This is a genomic window from Muricoccus roseus, assembly GCF_900141905.1.
Taxonomy (GTDB): Bacteria; Pseudomonadota; Alphaproteobacteria; order Acetobacterales; family Acetobacteraceae; genus Roseomonas; species Roseomonas rosea.
Genome location: NZ_FQZF01000013.1, coordinates 130,943 through 151,080, shown reverse-complemented (window position 1 = coordinate 151,080; position 20,138 = coordinate 130,943). Strand labels below are relative to the sequence as shown.

Annotated in this window: 23 protein-coding genes; 9 read left to right on the top strand and 14 right to left on the bottom strand. The window is 62.5% G+C overall.

Annotated features, from left to right (window positions below; all coding sequences use genetic code 11):
• Nucleotides 1-254: transposase (locus BUB97_RS12820; RefSeq protein WP_139281342.1), on the bottom strand; the 254-nt coding region annotated here is incomplete at its 3' end.
• 106 nt (nt 255-360) lie between these two features.
• Between BUB97_RS12820 and BUB97_RS12815 the strand changes: the two genes are divergently transcribed.
• Both BUB97_RS12815 and BUB97_RS12810 read left to right on the top strand, forming a co-directional pair.
• The gene (locus tag BUB97_RS12815; RefSeq protein WP_073135275.1) at nt 361-579 is read left to right on the top strand and encodes a putative signal transducing protein; all 219 of its coding nucleotides are present in this window, start codon (nt 361-363) and stop codon (nt 577-579) included.
• On the top strand, nt 564-1,334 hold the full coding sequence (locus tag BUB97_RS12810; RefSeq protein WP_073135273.1) for a tRNA1(Val) (adenine(37)-N6)-methyltransferase: 771 nt from the start codon (nt 564-566) through the stop codon (nt 1,332-1,334). Before BUB97_RS12815 ends, BUB97_RS12810 begins: the two co-directional genes overlap by 16 nt.
• On the opposite strand, the gene BUB97_RS12805 is transcribed toward BUB97_RS12810, so the two are convergent.
• The 6 genes from BUB97_RS12805 to BUB97_RS12780 form a co-directional block, all read right to left on the bottom strand.
• The gene (locus BUB97_RS12805; RefSeq protein ID WP_073135271.1) at nt 1,331-1,606 is read right to left on the bottom strand and encodes a hypothetical protein; all 276 of its coding nucleotides are present in this window, start codon (nt 1,604-1,606) and stop codon (nt 1,331-1,333) included. The genes BUB97_RS12810 and BUB97_RS12805 overlap by 4 nt on opposite strands.
• Before the next feature lie 247 nt (nt 1,607-1,853).
• Nucleotides 1,854-2,921: a ribonucleotide-diphosphate reductase subunit beta gene (locus tag BUB97_RS12800; protein WP_073135269.1), complete on the bottom strand. Its 1,068-nt coding sequence runs from the start codon at nt 2,919-2,921 to the stop codon at nt 1,854-1,856.
• 119 nt (nt 2,922-3,040) lie between these two features.
• Complete coding sequence (locus tag BUB97_RS12795; protein WP_073135267.1) at nt 3,041-4,897, bottom strand: ribonucleoside-diphosphate reductase subunit alpha; 1,857 nt, start codon at nt 4,895-4,897, stop codon at nt 3,041-3,043.
• 301 nt (nt 4,898-5,198) lie between these two features.
• Nucleotides 5,199-6,212: an amino acid ABC transporter substrate-binding protein gene (locus BUB97_RS12790; RefSeq protein WP_073135307.1), complete on the bottom strand. Its 1,014-nt coding sequence runs from the start codon at nt 6,210-6,212 to the stop codon at nt 5,199-5,201.
• Nucleotides 6,213-6,299: 87 nt separating this feature from the next.
• Nucleotides 6,300-7,076, bottom strand: a complete 777-nt coding sequence (locus BUB97_RS12785) for a VOC family protein (RefSeq protein WP_073135265.1) — start codon at nt 7,074-7,076, stop codon at nt 6,300-6,302.
• Between the two features lie 105 nt (nt 7,077-7,181).
• Entirely contained in the window at nt 7,182-7,442 is a 261-nt protein-coding gene (locus BUB97_RS12780; RefSeq protein WP_245818289.1) for a DUF1428 domain-containing protein, read from the bottom strand.
• 71 nt (nt 7,443-7,513) lie between these two features.
• Here BUB97_RS12780 and BUB97_RS12775 point away from each other — a divergent pair, with 71 nt between their 5' ends.
• The gene (locus BUB97_RS12775) at nt 7,514-7,954 is read left to right on the top strand and encodes a MarR family winged helix-turn-helix transcriptional regulator (RefSeq protein WP_073135263.1); all 441 of its coding nucleotides are present in this window, start codon (nt 7,514-7,516) and stop codon (nt 7,952-7,954) included.
• A 266-nt stretch (nt 7,955-8,220) separates the two neighbouring features.
• Here BUB97_RS12775 and BUB97_RS12770 read toward each other — a convergent pair whose 3' ends face one another.
• The 5 genes from BUB97_RS12770 to BUB97_RS12750 form a co-directional block, all read right to left on the bottom strand.
• Nucleotides 8,221-9,009: a phytanoyl-CoA dioxygenase family protein gene (locus tag BUB97_RS12770; RefSeq protein ID WP_073135261.1), complete on the bottom strand. Its 789-nt coding sequence runs from the start codon at nt 9,007-9,009 to the stop codon at nt 8,221-8,223.
• A 290-nt stretch (nt 9,010-9,299) separates the two neighbouring features.
• Nucleotides 9,300-9,674: a nuclear transport factor 2 family protein gene (locus BUB97_RS12765; RefSeq protein WP_073135259.1), complete on the bottom strand. Its 375-nt coding sequence runs from the start codon at nt 9,672-9,674 to the stop codon at nt 9,300-9,302.
• 645 nt (nt 9,675-10,319) lie between these two features.
• Entirely contained in the window at nt 10,320-11,741 is a 1,422-nt protein-coding gene (locus tag BUB97_RS12760; protein ID WP_073135257.1) for an exonuclease domain-containing protein, read from the bottom strand.
• Nucleotides 11,742-11,755: 14 nt separating this feature from the next.
• Nucleotides 11,756-12,277 carry an ImmA/IrrE family metallo-endopeptidase gene (locus BUB97_RS12755; RefSeq protein ID WP_073135255.1) on the bottom strand — a complete coding sequence of 174 codons (522 nt, stop codon included), beginning with the start codon at nt 12,275-12,277 and terminating at the stop codon, nt 11,756-11,758.
• Nucleotides 12,274-12,627 (bottom strand): helix-turn-helix domain-containing protein, encoded by a 354-nt coding sequence (locus tag BUB97_RS12750; RefSeq protein WP_073135253.1) that lies wholly within the window; start codon nt 12,625-12,627, stop codon nt 12,274-12,276. Before BUB97_RS12750 ends, BUB97_RS12755 begins: the two co-directional genes overlap by 4 nt.
• Before the next feature lie 164 nt (nt 12,628-12,791).
• Here BUB97_RS12750 and BUB97_RS12745 point away from each other — a divergent pair, with 164 nt between their 5' ends.
• The 6 genes from BUB97_RS12745 to nucC all read left to right on the top strand — a co-directional run bounded on the left by BUB97_RS12745 (nt 12,792) and on the right by nucC (nt 16,644).
• Complete coding sequence (locus BUB97_RS12745) at nt 12,792-13,013, top strand: DUF2188 domain-containing protein (RefSeq protein ID WP_073135251.1); 222 nt, start codon at nt 12,792-12,794, stop codon at nt 13,011-13,013.
• A gap of 83 nt (nt 13,014-13,096) precedes the next feature.
• Nucleotides 13,097-14,020 (top strand): AAA family ATPase, encoded by a 924-nt coding sequence (locus tag BUB97_RS12740; protein ID WP_073135249.1) that lies wholly within the window; start codon nt 13,097-13,099, stop codon nt 14,018-14,020.
• Complete coding sequence (locus tag BUB97_RS12735) at nt 14,017-14,493, top strand: hypothetical protein (RefSeq protein WP_073135247.1); 477 nt, start codon at nt 14,017-14,019, stop codon at nt 14,491-14,493. The genes BUB97_RS12740 and BUB97_RS12735 overlap by 4 nt, the downstream gene beginning before the upstream one ends.
• Nucleotides 14,490-14,990, top strand: coding sequence for an HORMA domain containing protein (locus BUB97_RS12730; RefSeq protein WP_073135245.1), 501 nt, complete (start codon nt 14,490-14,492; stop codon nt 14,988-14,990). The genes BUB97_RS12735 and BUB97_RS12730 overlap by 4 nt, the downstream gene beginning before the upstream one ends.
• Nucleotides 14,990-15,886, top strand: coding sequence for a CBASS oligonucleotide cyclase (locus BUB97_RS12725; RefSeq protein WP_073135243.1), 897 nt, complete (start codon nt 14,990-14,992; stop codon nt 15,884-15,886). Before BUB97_RS12730 ends, BUB97_RS12725 begins: the two co-directional genes overlap by 1 nt.
• A 32-nt stretch (nt 15,887-15,918) precedes the next feature.
• Nucleotides 15,919-16,644 (top strand): CBASS effector endonuclease NucC, encoded by a 726-nt coding sequence (gene nucC, locus BUB97_RS12720; RefSeq protein ID WP_073135241.1) that lies wholly within the window; start codon nt 15,919-15,921, stop codon nt 16,642-16,644.
• 107 nt (nt 16,645-16,751) lie between these two features.
• Here nucC and BUB97_RS12715 read toward each other — a convergent pair whose 3' ends face one another.
• Together BUB97_RS12715 and BUB97_RS12710 are read right to left on the bottom strand one after the other, a co-directional pair.
• A complete protein-coding gene (locus BUB97_RS12715) occupies nt 16,752-18,797 on the bottom strand; it encodes an ATP-binding protein (RefSeq protein ID WP_073135239.1) in 2,046 nt (681 codons plus the stop codon).
• Nucleotides 18,794-20,116: an SIR2 family protein gene (locus BUB97_RS12710; protein ID WP_073135237.1), complete on the bottom strand. Its 1,323-nt coding sequence runs from the start codon at nt 20,114-20,116 to the stop codon at nt 18,794-18,796. Before BUB97_RS12710 ends, BUB97_RS12715 begins: the two co-directional genes overlap by 4 nt.
• Between the last annotated feature and the right edge of the window lie 22 nt (nt 20,117-20,138).

Here is a 20,138-nt window from a genome sequence, read left to right as displayed (position 1 = left end):
TGCATCTGCTCCATCAGCTGCCGCTCGGAGCGGACCGAGAACAGGATCTGGATCAGGCTCGCTCGGATCAGCCGCTCGGGCGCAATCGAGGGGCGGCCGAAGTCGGTGTAAAGCACCTCGAAATCGGCATCCAGGCTGGCCAGCGCCTCGTTCACCACCTGCCGGATCTTGCGCAGGGGATGCCGCGCCGGGATGCGCGCCTCAAGATCGACGTAGCTGAACAGCGACCCGCTCGTCTCGTCCGTCCCCCGCATCATCAACCCCGCGGTTGCCCTGCGGAGGTGAATCATGTTCCTCAAATCGCGTCGAGGGCCGACTTCTTCAGCAACCTGTTAAAGCCCGCCTTCACGAGGGAGTGCCATGATCCACGTGCTGCTTTCCGAGGGAGACCCGGTCCGGTTGGGCTTCCTGCAGGCCCTGCTGCGCGATGCCGGGCTGCGGCCGCTGCTGCTGGACAGCCATATCAGCGCGGTGGAGGGGCGGATCGGCGCCTTTCCCCAACGCCTCGCCGTACCGGAGGAGGAGGCGCGGGCGGCCGAGGCCCTGCTGCGCGAGGCGGGGGAATGGACGGAGCGCTGAAGGCCGGAGCGGTCCACACCCTGCTCGGCGGGCTGGTCCGGCTGCGCCAGCCCGAGCAGGGGCTGCGGGCGGGGCTGGACGCGGTGATGCTGGCGGCCTCGGTGCCGGCCAGGCCAGGGCAGCAGGTGCTGGATGCCGGCTGTGGGCCGGGCGGGGTGTTCCTCTGCGTCCTGGCGCGCTGCCCCGGTGCGCGCGTCGTTGCGGTGGAGCGGGACCCGGAGTTGGCGGCGCTGGCGCGGCAGAATGCGGCGCTGAATGGCTGGGCAGACCGAGCCGAGGTGTTGGAGGGCGACATCGCGGACCCGGCTCTCCGGGCCCGCCTTCCCCGCTGCGACCACGCCGTGAGCAATCCACCCTATTGGCCCGGCGGCACGCCGCCCCCTGCCCGGCTCCGTGCGGGCGCGACCCATGGCGGCGATATCGGGCTCGGCCCCTGGGCGGCGTTGCTCGCCGGCGTGCTGGGCCGCACGGGACGGGCCAGCTTCGTGCTGCCGGCAGCGCGGCTGGAGGAGGGGATCTCGGCGCTGCGCGAGGCCGGGCTGGGCGGAACCGAAATCCTGCCGCTCTGGCCACGCAGGGGACGGCCTGCCAAGCGCGTGCTGCTCCGGGCACGCCGCGCGCCGCGCGCGCCGTCCGTCATCCTGCCGGGGCTGGTCCTGCACAATGCGCAGGGTTGGACGGCCGAGGCAGAGGCCGTCCTGCGGGGTGCCCCGCTGGGCTGGCTGGAAGAAGCGGCCGGGGGCGGAGCGCCCTAGCTCTCCTTCTCCGGGTGGCGGAGCAGCCAAAGCCGCTCATGGGCAGCCACGAGGCTCTCCATGTTCTTGCGGCGGTTCGTATCGGGGGAGGTCACGCGGCGCGTGATCATCATCTCCAGGATGCGGAGCATCTCCTCCGCCACCTCATAGTCGCCCTGATCGCAGGCGTGGTGAAACGCGATGAGGATCTTGTCCGTCAGCCGGCGAGTGTGCCGCGGCGCGGCGGGGGGGCGCCCGGCCTGCCTTGCCCCCTCTGGCTCATCCGCAGCCATGCAGCTTGCAACCTCCCAACCCGATCAGCTCGTCGCCCGGCTGGGCGGCGACTCCCTCCGAGAGGGCAGGACCGGAGCATAGCGGCCGAAACCACTATCGTGAACGGGGCTGACCCTCCACTTGGGGCTCTCGGGCCCACTGCGTTGCAACATTGCCGCTACCCCTGTGGCCGAGCAGCAACAAAAAGGGGGCGGGATAGGTTGCCCTGGGGGGCGGCTGCCCTCCGGGCAGCCGCCCCCCAGCGGGTCAGGCTCGGGACGCCTCGCCCAGAAGGATCTCGCCCCGCGGCTGGGGCGAGCCGTTGAAGGCCTGGTCAGCGAAGGCCTCCTCCCAAGTCCCCGCCGTGGAGGCGCGGGAGTACTCGGTCGCCCGGTTTTCGAAGAAGTTGGTGTGCTCCACCGCGTTCAGCATCTCATCGAGCCAGGGCAGCGGGTTCTTCTCGATGTGGTAGAGCGGGTCGAGGCCGAGCTGCTGCAGGCGGCGATCCGCGATGAAGCGGATGTATTGCTTGGTCTGCTCCGCATCGAGGCCTTCGACGCCGCCCATGCTGAAGGCGAGGTCGATGAACGCGTCCTCGTGGTCCACGATGGTGGCGCAGATCAGGTAGAGGTCGCGGCGCAGTTCCTCCGTCCAGATCTCCGGGTTCTCCTGCACGAAGGTGCGGAAGAGGCGGATAACGGACAGGCAGTGCAGCGTCTCGTCCCGCACGGACCAGGAAACGATCTGGCCCATCCCCTTCATCTTGTTGTGCCGGGGGAAGTTCATGAGGATGGCGAAGGAGGCGAAGAGCTGCAGCCCCTCGGTGAAGGCGCCGAACGCAGCAAGGGTCTTCGCGATCTCGACCTTATTCTCGACCGAGAAGTTCTGCATGTAGTCGTACTTGTCCTTCATCTCCTTGTACTTGAGGAAGGCCGAGTACTCGAGCTCCGGCATGCCGATCGTGTCGAGCAGGTGGCTGTAGGCCGCGATGTGGATCGTCTCGATGTTCGAGAAGGCCGACAGCATCATGAGCACTTCCGTCGGCTTGAAGACCTGAGAGTAGTGCTTCATGTAACAGTTGTTCACCTCGACATCCGCCTGGGTGAAGAAGCGGAAGATCTGGGTGAGCAGGTTCTTCTCGCCCGGCGTGAGGTTCTTCTGCCAGTCCTTCACGTCATCGGCCATCGGAACCTCTTCCGGCAGCCAGTGCAGGCGCTGCTGCATCAGCCAGGCGTCATAGGCCCAGGGATAGCGGAAGGGCTTGTAGACCGGATTGGAGGTGAGAAGGTCGAACTGCACGGGCAGCTCGTCGGGGGACATCGCGCCGTCGGGCATGGCGACTTTCCTGCTGGGCTTGAGACAAATGGGCAGCGGCACCGGCGGGCAGCGCTCCCCGCCGGTTCGGAACGAGAGTGCGACCGCCGGTCCCGGCGGTCGAATCACGTCCGGTTACGTCACTGGCAGGCGAGGCATTCCTCGTAATTCGTGCTCTCGGCCGGGGCCGCGGCGACCAGCGGCAAGGGCGCCGCCACATCATTCGCGATGATCCCGAGCTTGGGCTGCACCGCCACCTTCTCGCTGATTGTATCCGCACGCTGGATGGAGAGGCTGCGGCAGTAATAGAGCGACTTCACGCCCTTCTTCCAGGCCTGGAAGTGGATCTGGTGCAGGTCCCGCTTGTGGATGTTGGCGGGCAGGAAGACGTTCAACGACTGGCTCTGGCAGATATAGGGCGTGCGGTCCGCCGCATGCTCGACCACCCAGCGCTGGTCCAGCTCGAAGGCCGTCTTGAAGACGTCCTTCTCCTGCTGGGTCAGGAAGTCCAGATGCTGGACCGACCCCTTGGTCACGGTGATGGAGGTCCAGGTGTCCTCATCATCGCGCCCGTGCTTCGCCAGCACCTTCTGGAGATAGGGATTGCGGACGATATAGGAGCCGGACAGCGTCTTGTGGTTGTAGACATTGGCCGCGATCGGCTCGATGCCCGGAGAGGCGCCGCCGCAGATGATGCTGATGCTGGCGGTCGGCGCGATCGCCATCTTGTTCGAGAAGCGCTCCATGACGCCGTATTCGGCGGCATCCGGGCACGGGCCGCGCTCGGCGGCGAGTTCCCGGCTGGCCGCATCGGCCTGGGCGCGGATGTGCTTGAACATTTTCATGTTCCACACCTTCGCGATCACGCTCTCGAAGGGCACGTTCTGCGACTGCAGGAAGGAGTGGAAGCCCATCACGCCGAGGCCGACGGAGCGCTCGCGCATCGCGCTGTACTTCGCCTTCGCCATGGTGTCGGGCGCGGTGTCGATGAAGGACTGCAGCACGTTGTCCAGGAACCGCATCACGTCCGGGATGAAGCGCGGCTCGTCCTTCCAGTCGAACCAGGTCTCGAGGTTCAGCGAGGAGAGGCAGCACACCGCGGTGCGGTCGCGGCCGTGATGGTCGCGGCCGGTCGGCAGGGTGATCTCGGAGCAGAGGTTCGAGGTCTTCACCTCCAGCCCGGCCAGCTTGTGGTGCTCCGGCTGGTGGCGGTTCACGTGGTCGGAATAGATGATGTAGGGCTCGCCGGTCTCGATCCGGGCCGTGAGGATGCGGATCCAGAGATGGCGGGCCGAGACCTTGCGGATCAGCGCCCCGTCCTTCGGGCTCGTGAAGGCCCACTCCTCATCGGCCTCAACCGCACGCATGAACGCATCCGAGATGAGGATGCCGTGGTGCAGGTTCAGGGCCTTGCGGTTCGGGTCGCCGCCGGTCGGGCGGCGGATCTCGATGAACTCCTCGACCTCGGGGTGGGAGATCGGAAGGTAGACGGCCGCCGAGCCGCGGCGGAGGGAGCCCTGGGAGATGGCGAGGGTGAGGCTGTCCATCACGCGGATGAAGGGCACGACGCCGGAGGTCTTGCCGTTCATCCCGACCTTTTCGCCGATGGAACGGAGGTTGCCCCAATAGGAACCGATGCCGCCCCCCTTCGAGGCGAGGGCGACGTTCTCGTTCCACAGCCCGACGATGGCATCGAGGCTGTCATCGGCCTCGTTGAGGAAGCAGGAGATGGGCAGCCCGCGCTTCGTGCCACCATTCGACAGCACGGGGGTGGCCGGCATGAACCACAGCCGGGAGATGTAGTCGTAGATCCGCTGGGCATGCGCCGCATCGTCGCCATAGGCGCTGGCGACCCGGGCGAAGAGGTCCTGATAGGACTCGCCGGGCAGCAGATAGCGGTCGCTCAGCGTATCCTTGCCGAACGCGGTCAGCAGGGCGTCGCGCGAGCGATCGACCTTAACCTGGCCATGGCCCTCAAGCTGGATGGCATCGAACATAGTCAAACCCCTGAATTCCCCCGGAGCGGAGGATGCCTCTGGGAGGGACGCCACACAAGATATCGCGCAGCCCTGTCAGAACGACCCCATATATAGACGGTTTCCCGTGGCATCGGCGACACGGTCGGCCGCGCAAAGCAGCGACTCGCTGAGTCACGGCGAGTCGATTACCGGCAGGCCGGGTTTCACAGAACGGAAACATTCGCGTGAGGGCGGGTAACCCCCGTGATCCCCTCAATCCACAGGCTCGTGGCCCGGCCTAGCGCCCTCTCAGGCGGCCAGGCCGGGCGTTCGGGAAGGCTCAGCGGAGCGGCGGCGCGTATTGCAGGCCGCCCCTGGTCCACAGCGCGTTGATGCCGCGCTGGATCCCGAGCGGCGCCAGGTTGCGGTCCCAGACCTCGCCGAAATTGCCGACCTGGCGCACGATCTGGGCGGCCCAGTCGTTGCTCATGCCCATGCTCTGGCCCAAGTCGCCCGTCCGGCCCAGGAATCGCTGCACATCCGGATTCGGGTTGTTGGCGAAGCTGTCGATGTTCCGGCTGTCGATTCCCAGCTCCTCGGCGGTCACCATGGCGAAGTGGGCCCAGCGCGCCATGTCGAAGAAACGCCAATCACCCTTGCGGACGGCGACGCCGAGCGGCTCCTTCGAGATGATGTCGGGCAGCACGCGGAAGCGGTCCGCATTCGCACCCTGGCTGGCGCGGTAGGTGGCCAGCGCCGAGGCGTCCGTGGAGTAGCTGTCGCAGCGGCCGGCGAGGAAGGCGGCGCGGAGCTCCTCGATATTGTCCATCACCACCGGGGTGAAGCGCATGTTGTGGGTGCGGAAGTAGTCCGCGACGTTCAGCTCATTGGTGGTGCCGGGCAGGAGGCAGATGGTGGCGCCGTCGAGCTGGCGGGCGGAGGTCACGCCTGAATCGGTCTTCACGAGGAAGCCCTGCCCGTCGAAGACATTGATGCTGGCGAAGGCGAGGCCCAGCGCGCCTTCCCGCGACATGCTCCAGGTCGTGACCCGGGCCAGGACATCGATCTCGCCGGATTGCAGCATGGTGAAGCGCTGCGCCGTGCTGGCCGGGACGAAGCGGAACTTCCGGGCATCGCCCAGCACCGCCACCGCGATGGCGCGGCACGCATCCACGTCGATGCCGTGCCACTCGCCCCTGCTGTCCGGCGTGCCGAATCCGGCGGAATTCGGCGTCACCCCGCAGACGAGGGAGCCGCGGGCCCGGATGGCGCCGACGGTGTCCTGCGCGGGCTGTGCCAGGGCGGGAAGGCCGAGAAGGGCCGCCATTCCGGCGGCCAGGATGGTCTTGAGCATGATCGTTTCCCCCGGGAATGACTCGCCGCCCCGTTCCGGGGTGGCGAGCCGCATCCTGGCCGTTCCGACGGCCGCTTCCCAGGGGTGCTAGGCGTTCCGGGGGCCGACCACCGCGAATGGGGCGCCCTGCGGATCGGTGCCGACGACGATGAAAAGGCCGCCAGGCACCTCGTCCGGTCCGAACTGGACGGCCCCTCCCCCGCTCCGGATGGCCTCCGCCGCGCGGTCGATATCCGCCACGCCGAAGTAGAACCGCCAGCCCGGCCGGGGGCCACCGGGCGGGGTGGTCATCACGGCCCCCAGCGTCACGCCGCGATGGGAGATGAAGCGGTACTCGCCGAGATCGCCCATCGGCATGGCGTTTCCCTTCTCCCAGCCGAACACGCGGCCGTAGAAGGCCAGGGCGGCCGGCTGGTCGTCGGTGGACAGCTCGTTCCAGCGGCAATGGCCGGTCTTCTCGGGCGCGAAGGAGGAGCTTTCGTCCTCCGTCGCACCCCGCATGACGTAGAACGGCGCGCCCTGCGGGTCGGCGAGCAGGGCGAAGCGCCCGATGCCCGCGAGATCGATCGGCGGCATGTGCTGCGTGCCACCGGCCTCGAGGACCGACCGGACCGAGGCGTCGACATCCTCCACGGCGACATAGCCCAGCCATTGCGGCGGCATCCCCGCCCCGGCGGCGCCGGGCGGCATGGCCATGAAGCCGGCGACCGCGATCTCCGCGGTCGAGAACAGGCCGTAGCCCGGGGTCGGACCGCCCGCGTCGCGCGACGTCCAGCCCAGCACCGCGCCGTAGAAGGTCGCGGCGGAGGCGGGGTCGGGCGTCAGCAACTCGTACCAGATGAAGTCGCCGTGCATGTTGCCCATGATCGGCCGCTCAGACGTCGAGGATCGGGGCGAAGCCACCGAAGATCATGCGCTTGCCGTGGAAAGGCATCGCGCCGGCCATGGCCTTCATGCGCGAGTCGCTCATCATTTTTTCTCATGCGCCGCGTCCCGGACTTCCTTGGACGGGTATTCGATCCAGCTGAACACCACGACCTCATCCTCCGTTGCCTGCACGGCGCGGCGGAAATCGGTGAGCTTGCCGTCCGGGACGTCGTCGCCCCAGCATTCCACCATGCGGGTGGCGCCGAATTCCTTGAACAGGGGCGCCGCTTCGGCGGCGTGCTTGCGGTAGGTTTCCCTGTTGGCGGCTGGAACGGCGAGCACGAAGCCATCGACATAACTCATCTGACTCTCCCTCTGCCCGGGAGACCGTCTCGCTCCCTTGACGAAAACGTTGATATCAACGTTAATGGGCCATGTCAAAGCAGGTTCCGTTCGAAACCACCCTCGCCGTCCGCGACACCTGCCTCTGCCTTCATGTGCAGCGCGCGGCGCGGGCCCTGGCGCGGCGCTTCGACCTGGCCCTGCGGCCGGTGGGCCTGACGAACGGGCAGTTTTCGCTGCTGATGGCACTGAACCGGCCGGAGCCGCCGCCGATCGGGCCCGTGGCGCATCTGCTTGCGATGGACCGGACGACCCTGACGGCCGCGCTCAAGCCGCTCGAGCGGGAGGGACTGGTGGCCGTCGAGACCGACCCGACCGACAGGCGGAGCCGGCGGCTCCGCCTGACCGAGAAGGGTGAGGCGCTGCTGGCCTCCGCACTGCCGATCTGGCGCGACACCCATGCGGCGCTCGAGCAGGGAATGCCGGCGCTTGACGCGGAGGGGCTGCGCGGGGCGCTCCGGGCGCTGTCGTGAACGGTCGGATGATCCCGGCACGTGAACCGGGGTGAGGCGGATGGGGCGCGGGCCGTGTGGGCTGCCCGGGCGGGCCCGGGGGCATGGCTCCGCCGGCGCCTGCCAGACCACCTCCGTTTGGGCGATCGCGGCCGGGTGCATTTCGACCCCAACGCCGCCGGTGATGCAGGCAAGACCTAGCGCCGCATCGTCTCTGCCTGGATTGCAACCAGGAGCATCGCGCATCGGAGATGCGCGATGCTCCTGCTGCATCATTGCGGCTTGGATCAGAACTCCAGACCGCAAGCCCGGCGAATTGCCAACTGCACGGCGGATGGCGGCTGCGCCGGGTCGAACTCACCTCTGGGCATCAACGGGGGCTGAGCCATGAAACGTGGCCGGGTTCCCCGAATGGCTTGTGCCGCGTGAACGAGGAACGGATGGCACAGGAAGACTGTGCCGGCCAAGCCCGTTGCCAGTTCGACCTCGCACTGCTCCGTCGATGCGAAGCCCTCGGCAGCGAGTTGCCAGAGCGAGGCACCCTTCTCGCCATAGGGCAGCAGTTCACGCGCGATCGTCGCGTGCGAGCCTTTGCGGATGCGCGCTGGCGCGTCATCCGGCCCGACATCCGACAACAGGAAGAGCATCAACAAGGCCCGACCGCTGCTCTTCACATTGGCTCGCCATTCCATGAAGTCGGGAGAGTCCCCGAAACTCACATCCACGTGCCAGCCGTCGTCCGTGGGGGCGATGGATGACGGAAAGCGGATTGGGAATGTTCCAAGGCCTCGGGGCTTCAACCACCGGTCCACACCGACGAGTTGATCGAAGGCGCGATGAAGCTGGGACGTGTTGGCAGCCGCGGCGAATGGTGGAGACGCCATGGAGGCTACTCGGATGACTGGCTCTGTCCATCCGGCCGGATCATCCGGCGACAGCCCGATCCTGTCCCACAGTTCCTTCCTGCATTGCTTCGCGAGGTCAGGACTGAAGGCGCCGTCAAGCTTGACGAAGCCATCGACGATGAAGCTCAGGACCTGACCATCCGTCAGGCCAACTTGCTCGATTCTGGGCATAGACGTTACCCATTCAGCACTCGCATGCGCGAGGCCAAAGTGATCTCAAAAGCGCGCATGCGCGCCGAAATGGCCGAGGGCCGTTCAGATCAGCGGGAAGGACGTCGACATAAACATCGTTGTTCGACCTTAGTTCAGGACATGCGGCGGCGCAAGCGAGGCGCGGGCAGGAGCAGTTTGCACGGGCGAATGTGCCTCACCAGATGCATCGCTGAGACCGATCCTGCCCCGCTATCCCGTTGAAGGTTCATTTGCGGGAAGGTCGTTGAGGCGGGTTATAATGCCGTCATTTAAAAGGTCTGCCACTCGCCTTGCCAATCGTAGAGCGTCGCCGTTGTGGCATACTCACGTAGATACGAAAGTTTGCCGTCGTGCAGCTTCGCGATGGTTACGCCGTCAAAGCTCTTTTCCTCACGGCGCCACGTATAGTGGAAATTCCATTCCGCGGTTTGACCCTCAGGTGAGGATCGTAGATCGCGGATCGTCCAGTCGATGACGCGGCCGTCCTCAGCCAGCCACGTCGACACCCATCGCGCTACCCAATCGTGCCCGCGGTAGACCGGTCCGAAGCTCTCGATGACGACGCGATCCGGGGTGAGCGTTGCAAGGATCGCGGCCAAGTCGTGCGTCCGCCAGCCGGCGATATATTGCTCCAGTGGCGTCATCGGTGTGATGGCTTTCCTGCAGGTCTCCACTTGATAAGGCATCCCGACGCCGCGTGCACGAGGCCAGCCGCGGATCGACGCCTGGTTTCGGCCGCTTGCGGCAAGACAGTGAATCCGCGCAAATGCCCGAACCAAGCCATTCTCAAACACTACCGTTTCGGGATTGCCAGCCGCATAACGAAAGGCAGTTATCCGCTTTGACGCTCCCGATAGCTGCAGGGCGGAAAAGTCGCCACTTGCGGACGTCCTTCGACGTCTATCGGATTATCGGAACCGCCAAGGCGACGAGGCAGTATCCGACGCTGTCCGGGTCCGCGCCTCGTCACTCCCACTCGATTGTTCAGATAGCCTATAAGGCTTTGAAAACTATAGGATAACACCCCATTTCGACGGCCATTTTCCGATTGCATGGCCGTCAAAATTGTACGCTTTTGATTTCATTGGGAAAACTGCCAGAAAAATATTTTCGCGGGTCCGGCATCTATCGAGGTCAATCGCCGCTCAGAGCCCGTTCTTTTGCCTGCCGAGCGTTACTCAGAGGACTGCCCGAAAGGAACATCAACGTCATTTAGCAGCATACGTACCTTGAATCGAGTGAGTGCTGAAGCCTGATTGCTCCACCCCCATCGACGGCGCTTGGGCGCGCTAACGCGGCTCGACGACAAACCGCCGGGCGCGGAACTCCGTTACACGTTTGATACGATGAGTGAGGTATTCGCGATAGCTGGACAAGATCCCGTTGGCGTCAGCACCATTTTCAGCCAACAGCCGCTCCGTCTCGTCAAGCGCCTGACGCAGCGTAAAGCCCCCAGCGGCATGGTCTATCAGACGGTCGGTCAAGTCACACTCCACACCAAGCTTCACGTCATCCGACAAGGCCGACCGGCCGCCGTAGTAGATCAATCGCCGACCAAAAACCCGGAGCCGTTCATCGTCAAATTCTTGAACGATGGCCGCCGCCTCCCCCCAACCCACGGTATGGAATTTTGCCATGCGATCCTCGTCATCTCGACCAGGAAAGCCCTCGTAGATCCGCCCTTCCACATGGCTAGACGGCGAACGACGTGCTCGCGTCGCCACGAAGGCCTCAATGATCCGAGAGCGCAGCGCCGTATCTTCCTTGATGCTCCGGGCACGTCTCTCCAGATCATCAATGTCGGCGCCGTCGAGCATGGCGTCGGGCGCATCGTAGAAAGCTGTCAATGTAGGGGCAGCATTGATTCGGAGCCTTCGGACAGGACTTGGTTTTGCTGACAAGTAGCTCTGGAACGCCTCTTCCGTCATCACAGCAAGCTCTTCGCGGGCGACGTCCAAACGTAAGCAGAACCTACCATTGGGCTGATCCGGATCTGCGCCGATACACACAACCGGCGTGTGATAGGGCGCATTGCCAAAAAACTCGGTGAGGAAAAACCCGTCTTCGGTGTCGACGAAATCTCCAACAGTCGCTTTCTTCGAAAAGCGCACGAAGCGATGCCAGAGTTCGGGCGATCGTTCATGGACGCGGCGGCAAAGACCGAGCGTGGCAACCACATCACCCATAGCGTCGTGCGCGTCTGTGTGAGCAACGTCATTTGCCGATGCAAGCTGTTCCAGACGAAAAATCGGGCGCCCTTCTGGCCCGTAGGGAACAGACAGGCTGGCCGGTGATAGACCCGCCGCCGCCATTACAAGGCCCAGAACATCGGCGCGGGAATTACCGTGGCTGCTGGTGAGATAAGCTGGCTGCAGCGTCTGAAAAAATGCGTGCCTGAGCATTTCCTCGTCGAACCGGATGGAGTTGTAGCCCACAAAAATCGACGGAGACCAGCACAGGAGCTTTTCTCGGATAAGGAGGACCATCTGATAGTGCGACGGCAACCCCTCATCGGTGAGGCGTTCAATTGGCAGCCCGTTTGTCAGAAGTGCGCTCGGGTGGGGAACGACATGCGGCAAAAGACGTGAGCGCGCCTCGAACCGATCGACCTCGTTGAGATCGTTGTCAGTCCGTATTGCCGCGAAATGCACGATCTGATCGAAACCATGCCTGAGCCCCGTTGTCTCCGTGTCGAAGAATACGAAGCCCATACACACCCCCTCGCCTAGAAATGACTCGCTAGGCGGAACCGCATCGCGGATGCACTCACCCGGAACTTTTTTGCAAGCACCTCAATCCCGACGTCATCCTCCATGTCCAGTCCACTAGCGTCCAGGGCATTCGCAAGGAATTCTCGAGGCATAAGTAGCTCAGACGCAAATGCGTTGGCCTCGATTTCCAGAGGGTCGATTCCCTGTGACGAGACGTCATCGCGCAACAGAACCCGAAACCCTTTGTCGACATGCACGGCCTTCTGGATATTCGCGGCATGCAACACATGATGCCCAAGCTCATGTGCGGCCGTAAACCGTTGCCGGTTCGGGTGATGCAAGGCGTTCACGCCGATGATACCGATGCCGTCCTTTATGAAGGCCATGCCGGAGAGATCGTCCTCCAGAGGCGCATACTGAAGTACAACGTTCCTAGCCTTGATAATGCGCTCAATGGGAACTGGGGCTCCCTTCACTCCGAACTCCCGCAACATCCTGCGCGCAGCTTCCCGCGCCATTTCGGGGTTGGCGGTCACGACCCGGCTCTTCCGGAACTATGGCGCGCAAGCGCATCCGCGATCAGATCATTGATCTGCGCCTTGCCGCGAGCGGTCACTGTTTCGTCTGACAAGATCATCTGCATATCCTCACGGGGCTGTGGTTTTGGCACGGCGGGTAGCAAATCGGCGGGCTTTGAAAATTCCAGCGCCGACGCGAGACTGTAGACGTGATGCAACAACACGTTCTGCCGGCCGCTCTCGATATTTGCCACTGACGCACGCGACATACCCACTTTGGCTGCCAGCTCGGCTTGGGTGAGTTCAAGTGTCTTTCGCCTCGAAGCGACAAGCTTCCCGAACGCTACATAGATCGACTCATCTGGCATTCCCAATGTTTGCGTTCCACACCGCACGATGTCAATGTCACAAACACAATGTGCTTAATATTGTCATTTAAAATGTGTGTATTGACAACAATCCAGCGTCCTGAAATTGGTTAGGCGTCGGTGAATGTCCGATTCGGGCAGCGGCGAGCAGGAAGGAAGTCAGAATGTCAAAACGCATCCATGTCGTTCCCCACGATTCCGGTTGGGCGACGCGCCGTGAGGGAGCTTCCCGCGTGGGAACGACACACAGCACCCAGGCGCAGGCAACCGAAGCAGCGCGCAACACCGCGATCCGCGAGCGCGGCGAGGTGGTGATACACCGTCCCGACGGTCGCATCCGGGACGCCAACTCCTACGGCAACGATCCCTTCCCTCCGAAGGGGTAAGCCCAGCGGCCGCAGCCGCTTGGGCTCAGTTTTTCCAACTTTCGCATTCAACCCGCCAGGCAGGCGACGCGAGGACGATCACGATGCAGAAGCTGACGGCGGTGCAGAACGAGGACTTCAATCAACCCAAGGGCATCCAGCGCGCACGCCGGCTTCCCGATCCCGCGCTCGGAGCACTCTGGAATTCGATCATCCTGGACGAGCGCCTGAAGGCCCAGCTCCTCTCGCAGGCGATGCTGAACTTCACGATGCGCGGTAAGGTCGACCGTAGTGTTATTCCGCTCCACGGCGTCATTCTGCTTGTCGGACCACCAGGGACCGGCAAGACATCTCTCGCTCGCGGATTGGCACATCGTACCGCCGAGACATTTCCTGGCGGCGGGTTCCGCCTGCTCGAAGTCGAGCCCCACGCGCTAACCAGTTCGGCGATGGGCAAGACCCAGCGTGCGGTCTCGGAGCTGTTCTCACAGTCGATCGCCGAAGCGGCCGCCGCAGGACCGACGATTGTGCTCCTCGATGAAGTCGAGACGCTTGCCGCGGACCGGTCGAAAATGAGCCTGGAGGCCAATCCGATCGATATCCACCGCGCAACCGATGCCGTGCTCGTTCAACTTGACGCTCTGGCCGAACGGCATCCGAACCTGCTGTTCCTTGCCACCAGCAACTTTCCCGAGGCGGTCGACGCGGCCTTCACCTCGCGCTGTGACCTGGTCGTCCATGTGCCGCTGCCCGATCGTGAAGCGTGCGGGCTTATCCTGAAGGATTGCCTGACTGGTCTCGGCAAGACCTATCCAGCCATCGCGAAGCTGCCGACGACCTCGGGTTTCGACCGCTGCGCGGCCGAATGCGTCGGGCTCGACGGACGCGCCATCCGCAAGATGGTGGCCAACGCCTTGGCCAGCAGCCCGCAAACGGCCATGAATCCCGAACGCGTCACGCTCGAGGATCTGTTAGGCGCGGCGCGCGCTGCCAAGGCGGGCCGTATGTCGGGAGGCAAGGCGTCATGAGCACCGTTGCCAGCCGCACATTCAAGAGTACGCCCGAGCGCGACGCCTCACGGACCTGGACGGCGATCGTTGATCTCTTGACTCAGGGCAAGGCAGGAGATGCACGGACGGAGCTTCTTGCCGTCACCGGTGTCGCCGCCAGTGTGATCGCTGATCAGGCGCCCAAGGACGCCGCGATCACAGTCACCTGCGATGGTCCGCGCACGCGCATCTATTGCCTCTATGACGATGACGCCATCGACGGTTCCGGTGCGAATGAAGACTCCCTTGGCTTTGACCCGCTGAAAGGGGATTGGCGGGTATCGCTGCCTTGCCTGGCGGACGATCTCGCATGGGTCCAGGCTGCGCTCAAAAAGCACAGCACACGCATCACGGCGCGCGATCTTGATGCGGCTGTCTCCAGCGCAGACGAGTCGGCGACCACGAAATCACAGACCCTTATATTCGATCCGAAAGGGTTTCTGGGCTCATGACCAGCGTCGCTGTCAACACCTATACCCACTCTGTCACCTATGTGGCTGACAACATCCTCAAAAGCTTGAAGGACATCATCCGCCTTGTGGGCCTCGATCCAACCGAGTTTGTCGGCGACTGGGAACTGCACATGCGCGGTGTGCAGACCTGGTTGAACACTGGCGATCTCGAAACCGTAAAGCTGGAAATCTACAACCCGAGAACGGACGCGCTGATTGTCCGGTGGGACATCGACATCGCCTATGGCTGGTCCGGAGGCGATGGCGGTTTTTGGACGGATACCGAGCAGCTCAAATACGCCATCAGAAAGGCGGGGCTGGTTCCGAGCGAGGCGCGGTATCGACTCCTTCTTCAAAGCAAGCCGGGACGTCCCGACGTGGCTGGGTGGAGCAAGGCGAGCGGCCGTTCGACGGAGGGCATGGTTCGTCAAAGCCTCGGGACGACTGTCGAACACAGCGGCCTTGGCGCCAGCACCTCTTATCTTAGGAGAGCTTGATGCTCACGATCGACGAAGCGTTCCGGAAATTCAAAAGTCGATTGGAATTGAACGATCGTGAGCAGGCAAACGCCTCCGCGCGCCAGAAGGAAGTCCGGGATTATCTGGACACCAAGTTCAAGATCGACCGGAGCTTCCTGACCGGATCCTATGCGCGCTGGACCAAGACAAAGCCATTGAAAGACGTCGACATCTTCTTCGTCTTGAAACCGTCGGAAGATCACTATCGTTCCAAAGCGCCATCGGTTGTGCTGACTGATTTTCACAACGCCTTGGTCGAGAAGTACGGCGACAAGGCCAAGAAGCAGAACCGCTCGATCAACGTCGATTTTGGCGTGAGGGCGGATGCCGAGGATAACACCGATTACCGAGTCATCAGTGTCGATGTCGTTCCTGCTTTCGACAAAGATGAAAATTTCGAGATTCCTGATAACGAAATCGGCAAGTGGATCGGGACCAACCCTCAGACCCATGCCGCAGAGGCAACGACCGCACATCAGGCCTATTCAAACGAATGGAAGGGTCTCGTGCGGATGTTGAAATACTGGAACAACAACCCCAAGCACGGCGAGAAGCCGGTGAAGCCCTCGTTCCTCATCGAAGTCATGGCAATGCAATGTCTTTATGGCGGCTGGGGTGGCAGCTTTGACCGCGAGATTCAGGGGTTCTTTGCAACGCTCGCGGCCCGGGTTTTCGACGAGTGGCCTGATCCCGCCGGCCTCGGTCCGCCGATCAGCAACAGCATGGACACGGCCCGCAAGACGCGGGCGCGCGACCTTCTGCGTGCAGCGGAGCGTGAAGCAACCGTTGCAATCGACCATGTCCGCCACGGCCGTAACGGAGAGGCGTTGCGCGCCTGGCGGGAATTGTTCGGCCCGAAATTTCCGCTGTCTTAACGACAGCCATCAAAATCCCACGGAGTTTTTCGATGTCGGAATGGTCCTTGTCCCAGCTTCTTTCCTCGTTGCATGAAGACATTCAGCAGCGTCTCGCAACCGTCCGAAAGTCGTTCAGCCACCCGGGGACGAAGGGCGATGCCAGCGAGAATGTTTGGATCAGCATGCTGGAGACATATTTGCCGAAGCGCTATCAGGCTTCCAAGGCGCATGTTGTCGATAGCCTGGGCAACTTCAGCCAACAGATCGATGTTGTGATTTTCGATCGCCAGTATTCACCCTTCATTTTCACATATGAGAACGAGACGATCATCCCGGCCGAGAGCGTCTACGCCGTCTTCGAGGCAAAGCAGACGGCGAATGCCGGCCTAGTGGCATACGCGCAGCAGAAAGTTGCAAGTGTCAGGTGCCTTCACCGCACGAGCCTACCGATTCCATATGCCAAGGGCGTCTATCCCGCGAAACCGTTGATCCCGATCTTGGGCGGCCTCCTGACTTTTGAAAGCGAATGGAGTCCTGCTCTCGGAGCCTCATTTGAGAAGGCCCTGGCCGCCGACGTTGGTGACGGGCGGCTCGATATCGGCTGTGTCGCCTCACATGGCCACTTTTTCTTCGATCAGCCGACCGCGAGCTTCAGCTTCGTCAACGAAAATAAGCCTGCGACAGCATTCCTGTTCAAGCTGATTTCTCAACTGCAATTCAGCGGAACCGTTCCGATGATCGATGTGGAAGCCTACGGACAGTGGCTAACCAAATAGGTGATCGGCTGTCCGTCCAGCACATCGAAAAAGTGAAATATCTATTCGCGCAGCTGAGGAAGCTGGATGACCCGGGAGTCCCTGCGGCCTCCAGCGTCTCCAGCTGGTCACAAAATGTCATCGTCCGACGCTGCGTTTACTATCAGCGCCTCGCCCTCAGCCGCCACAGCGGCATCGGCCGGACGGAGCGCTAGGCGGATGTCAGCGGCTCGACCTTCCTCGTGAAACCACAGATCGACCACGGCGGTATCATCACTGCGCGGCCGCGGCGATGCCTCCCTGACCTTGAAGGTCGTTGGCAAATTAACCGACGTTCCAAATACCAGCGCGTGCTGCCGAGGCAATGACGGCAACCGCTTCAGGACCGATTCTGAGATGAACGGCGTCATCTGGCGGATCTGGGAGAGATCGTCGGGATTCTGGATTCGGTGAACCAGGAAGTTGGAGCACTGGCTGAGAACCGTCTTGGACAGCTCGCTCGGGCGCTGAGACGCCAGCAGCACGAACATGCCGTATTTGCGTCCTTCCTTGGCGATGCGCTCGAAAATCTTGGTGGCGTCGATGGAAAAGCGGGACGGCGCAGATGCGATATATCTATGAGCCTCTTCGAGCAATAGGTGTATCGGGAAGCGGTTTCTCGGTTCCGCATGGCGAAGAAACCGAAAAAGCATGCGTGCGATGACCGCACTGACCAGCTCAACGATTTCATCTTCGACAGAATTGAGATCAATAATAATGACTTGATTGCGTTTGGTGAAAGATTCTCCGGCCGCCCTTTGCAGGCCGACGATGTTGGTCAAAAATTCCAGATCGCTCACGGCTGCGGCAACGTCGGTTCCTTCGTGACGCAGAAAGGCATATTCTGTTCTCTCCTGGAGGGATCTGAGGCGCGTAACCATGGACGAGCAGTAGTCTCGGATTTGGCGATTGCCGTGAGCCTCCTCATAGAGGATCGCGAAGTCGAGACACTCGTGCAGCTCATCAAAAGAGAATGGTGTCCGATTATAGGCTGGTAAGGGCGCGTCCTCCCGGAGCTTTTTTCTCACTTCGTCCAGGAACGCCGATTGGTTGTTTCCCGAAAAATTTCCATACTGAAAATTGGGATTAAAGCGGTTCAGAAGCGCCATATTTAGGTCGGTTGTCGGATACTTCTGGAGAAGGGAGACAACGCGCTGAAATTTTGATACAGGGGAGTCGCCATCTGCCCCTCGAAAACACTCTATGATGCAGGTGGCGACAAAGTGCTCGCGCAGCGCCAGAGCTTCTGGCGTATTGGCATGAAAAAGACTTGTCAGACCTAACGCTGTCCGAAGGACCGGCAGCTGTGTTCGCTCGCTGGCCTGCAAGAGCAGTTCCCATTCTGCCATCTCCAGGAACCAATGCGGCATACGGAAGCCAGCCGCCGTGCCGTCGAGGATGACGCGCTCGACCCCGATGGCTCCCTCCTTCGCGGAAGCGGCCAGCGCGGCGTGATACTCGCCATTGACGTCGAAGACGACGAAGGTCGCGCCGCGGGCGTGATGCTCCTCCGGCTTGCTGAAAAGGGACTGCAAGACCGAGGCGACCGTGCAGGACTTGCCGCTGCCGGTATTGCCCAGGACGGCGACATGACCGCCGAAGAACTCGTTCAGCCGGACCTTGATGTCGTAGTTCTCGAACACCACCGATCTGCCGATCGGCAGCACCCGGTAGCGCGTGGCCCCTTCGGGTTCGCAGGCGCCGCCGTTCAGGCCGACTGAAGGTTCGACGGCGGCCTCGGTCTCGAAGATGCGGTCGAGTTCGCCGTCCAGCGCATAGAGCGCGTCCGCATACAGGGACGGGAAAACGGACACACCGAAACGGAACGCGCCGCCATGCATCGGCAACATGCCGACCGGCACCACGTCCAGATACTTCGGGGAGCCGGCCCTGTCGAAATCGCCGCGCTCGGACGGCGTGCTCGCGTCGCGCTCACGCAGGCCGACAACCTCGACCACGACATATTCCGACTGCGACGGGATCATCAGGAACGATCCCAGCCGCGCCACATAATGCACGCCGTCGAAGCCAACGACCGTGAAATTGTCGGTCCCGGCGTGCATCTCGACGACGAAGCGGTCGGCCGCGACCGACACCACCTTGCCGATCGCGCGCTTGCGATCATCGTGGCTCATGCCCCGCCAACCTTGGTCTCGTCATCCCTCTTCGGCGCCAGTTCGGACAACACCTTGCGAACGGCGTCATCGATCCTGTCGCTGGGGCGCTGTGGCATGAAATGCTCGACGATCATGTCGAAGTAGTGAGCCCTGGTTCCCTCGGCAGGACCGTCGCCCCCGATGATCCAGATGCGCGGGTCTCGCAGCGCTCGCAGCTTGGCGATCTCGCCGCCCGTATCCGGCGCCGCGAAGATCACCAGACGGAACGTCGGGATCGTTAGCGCCTGGTAGATAATGTTGTTCAGGTGCTCATCGCCGAAGGCGTAGCCGGCCGTGATGAGAACGCTCTGCTCGCGCACGATCCGGGACTGAAATTCCCGAAACATGTCTGCATAGGGCGAGCCGAGCGAAGAGTTCTGTTTCGCCGGCGTCGGATAGATCAGCATCTGGTTCGTGGATTCCGGCGGCCAGACTTCCTTGATCGGGAACAGGCCATGATCGTCTTCGGTCCAAGTGACCGAGCCATGCAATTTGCAGAGATAGACGAAGGCGTCGACGGCGGTCCACTTGCGGCTGGCGACGTCGAGCTGTTCGGCCAGGGCATAGCGGAAGATCGCCGGATTGAAGCGACGTTCCACGACGCCGGAAAAGCCGTTGGCATAGGGAATGCCAAGCCGATCCATCGCCAATTCGCTGAAATGATCATAGTTGGTCGTGAACACCCACGGTCGGGGCAAGGACCGATCGCGCAGGACCAGCTTTTTGTAGAACCGCTCGTAGAGGTCGCGCACGGTGGTGTCGCCGTCCGTGGCGAAGGCCCCTTGGGTGACACGTGTCCAGAGGAAATCCTGGACCTTCTTGATAATGCCGTCGAGAACAGCGCGGTAGGGGTGAAGAGCGGCATTCTCGCTCTGGCGCAGCACGAACCGCTGCGCGAACAGCACCTCCATCAGGCGTTCCAGGTTGCGGCTGTAATCCTTCGCCAGATCGATCCCGAGTGCATCGAGATATTCGAGTTCGTCCTTGGTCAGTCGCCATGGCGCCGGGGCAGCGCCGACCACCGGCGGATCGGCGTAGAAGCCCGCCGCGCGCGCATCGAGGGTTTCTCCGCAAAACTCCTTGGCCAGGGGCGCCATGGTTGCAATGCCGAGTTCCTTTTTGCCCTTCATCAGGGAGGAACATCCGGCGCCGAGCAAGAACGCGATGTTCTTGGCATTCATAGCCTCGGAAATCGCCTGGCGGGCACTCTCGATCCCCTTGTTCCAGTCGAGGCTATTCGGTTCAGAATTGCCATCCCGCAGAAAATGAAATCTGGCTTCTCTGGCGTCTTCGTCCATTGAATCTCCCCTGCGCTCACTG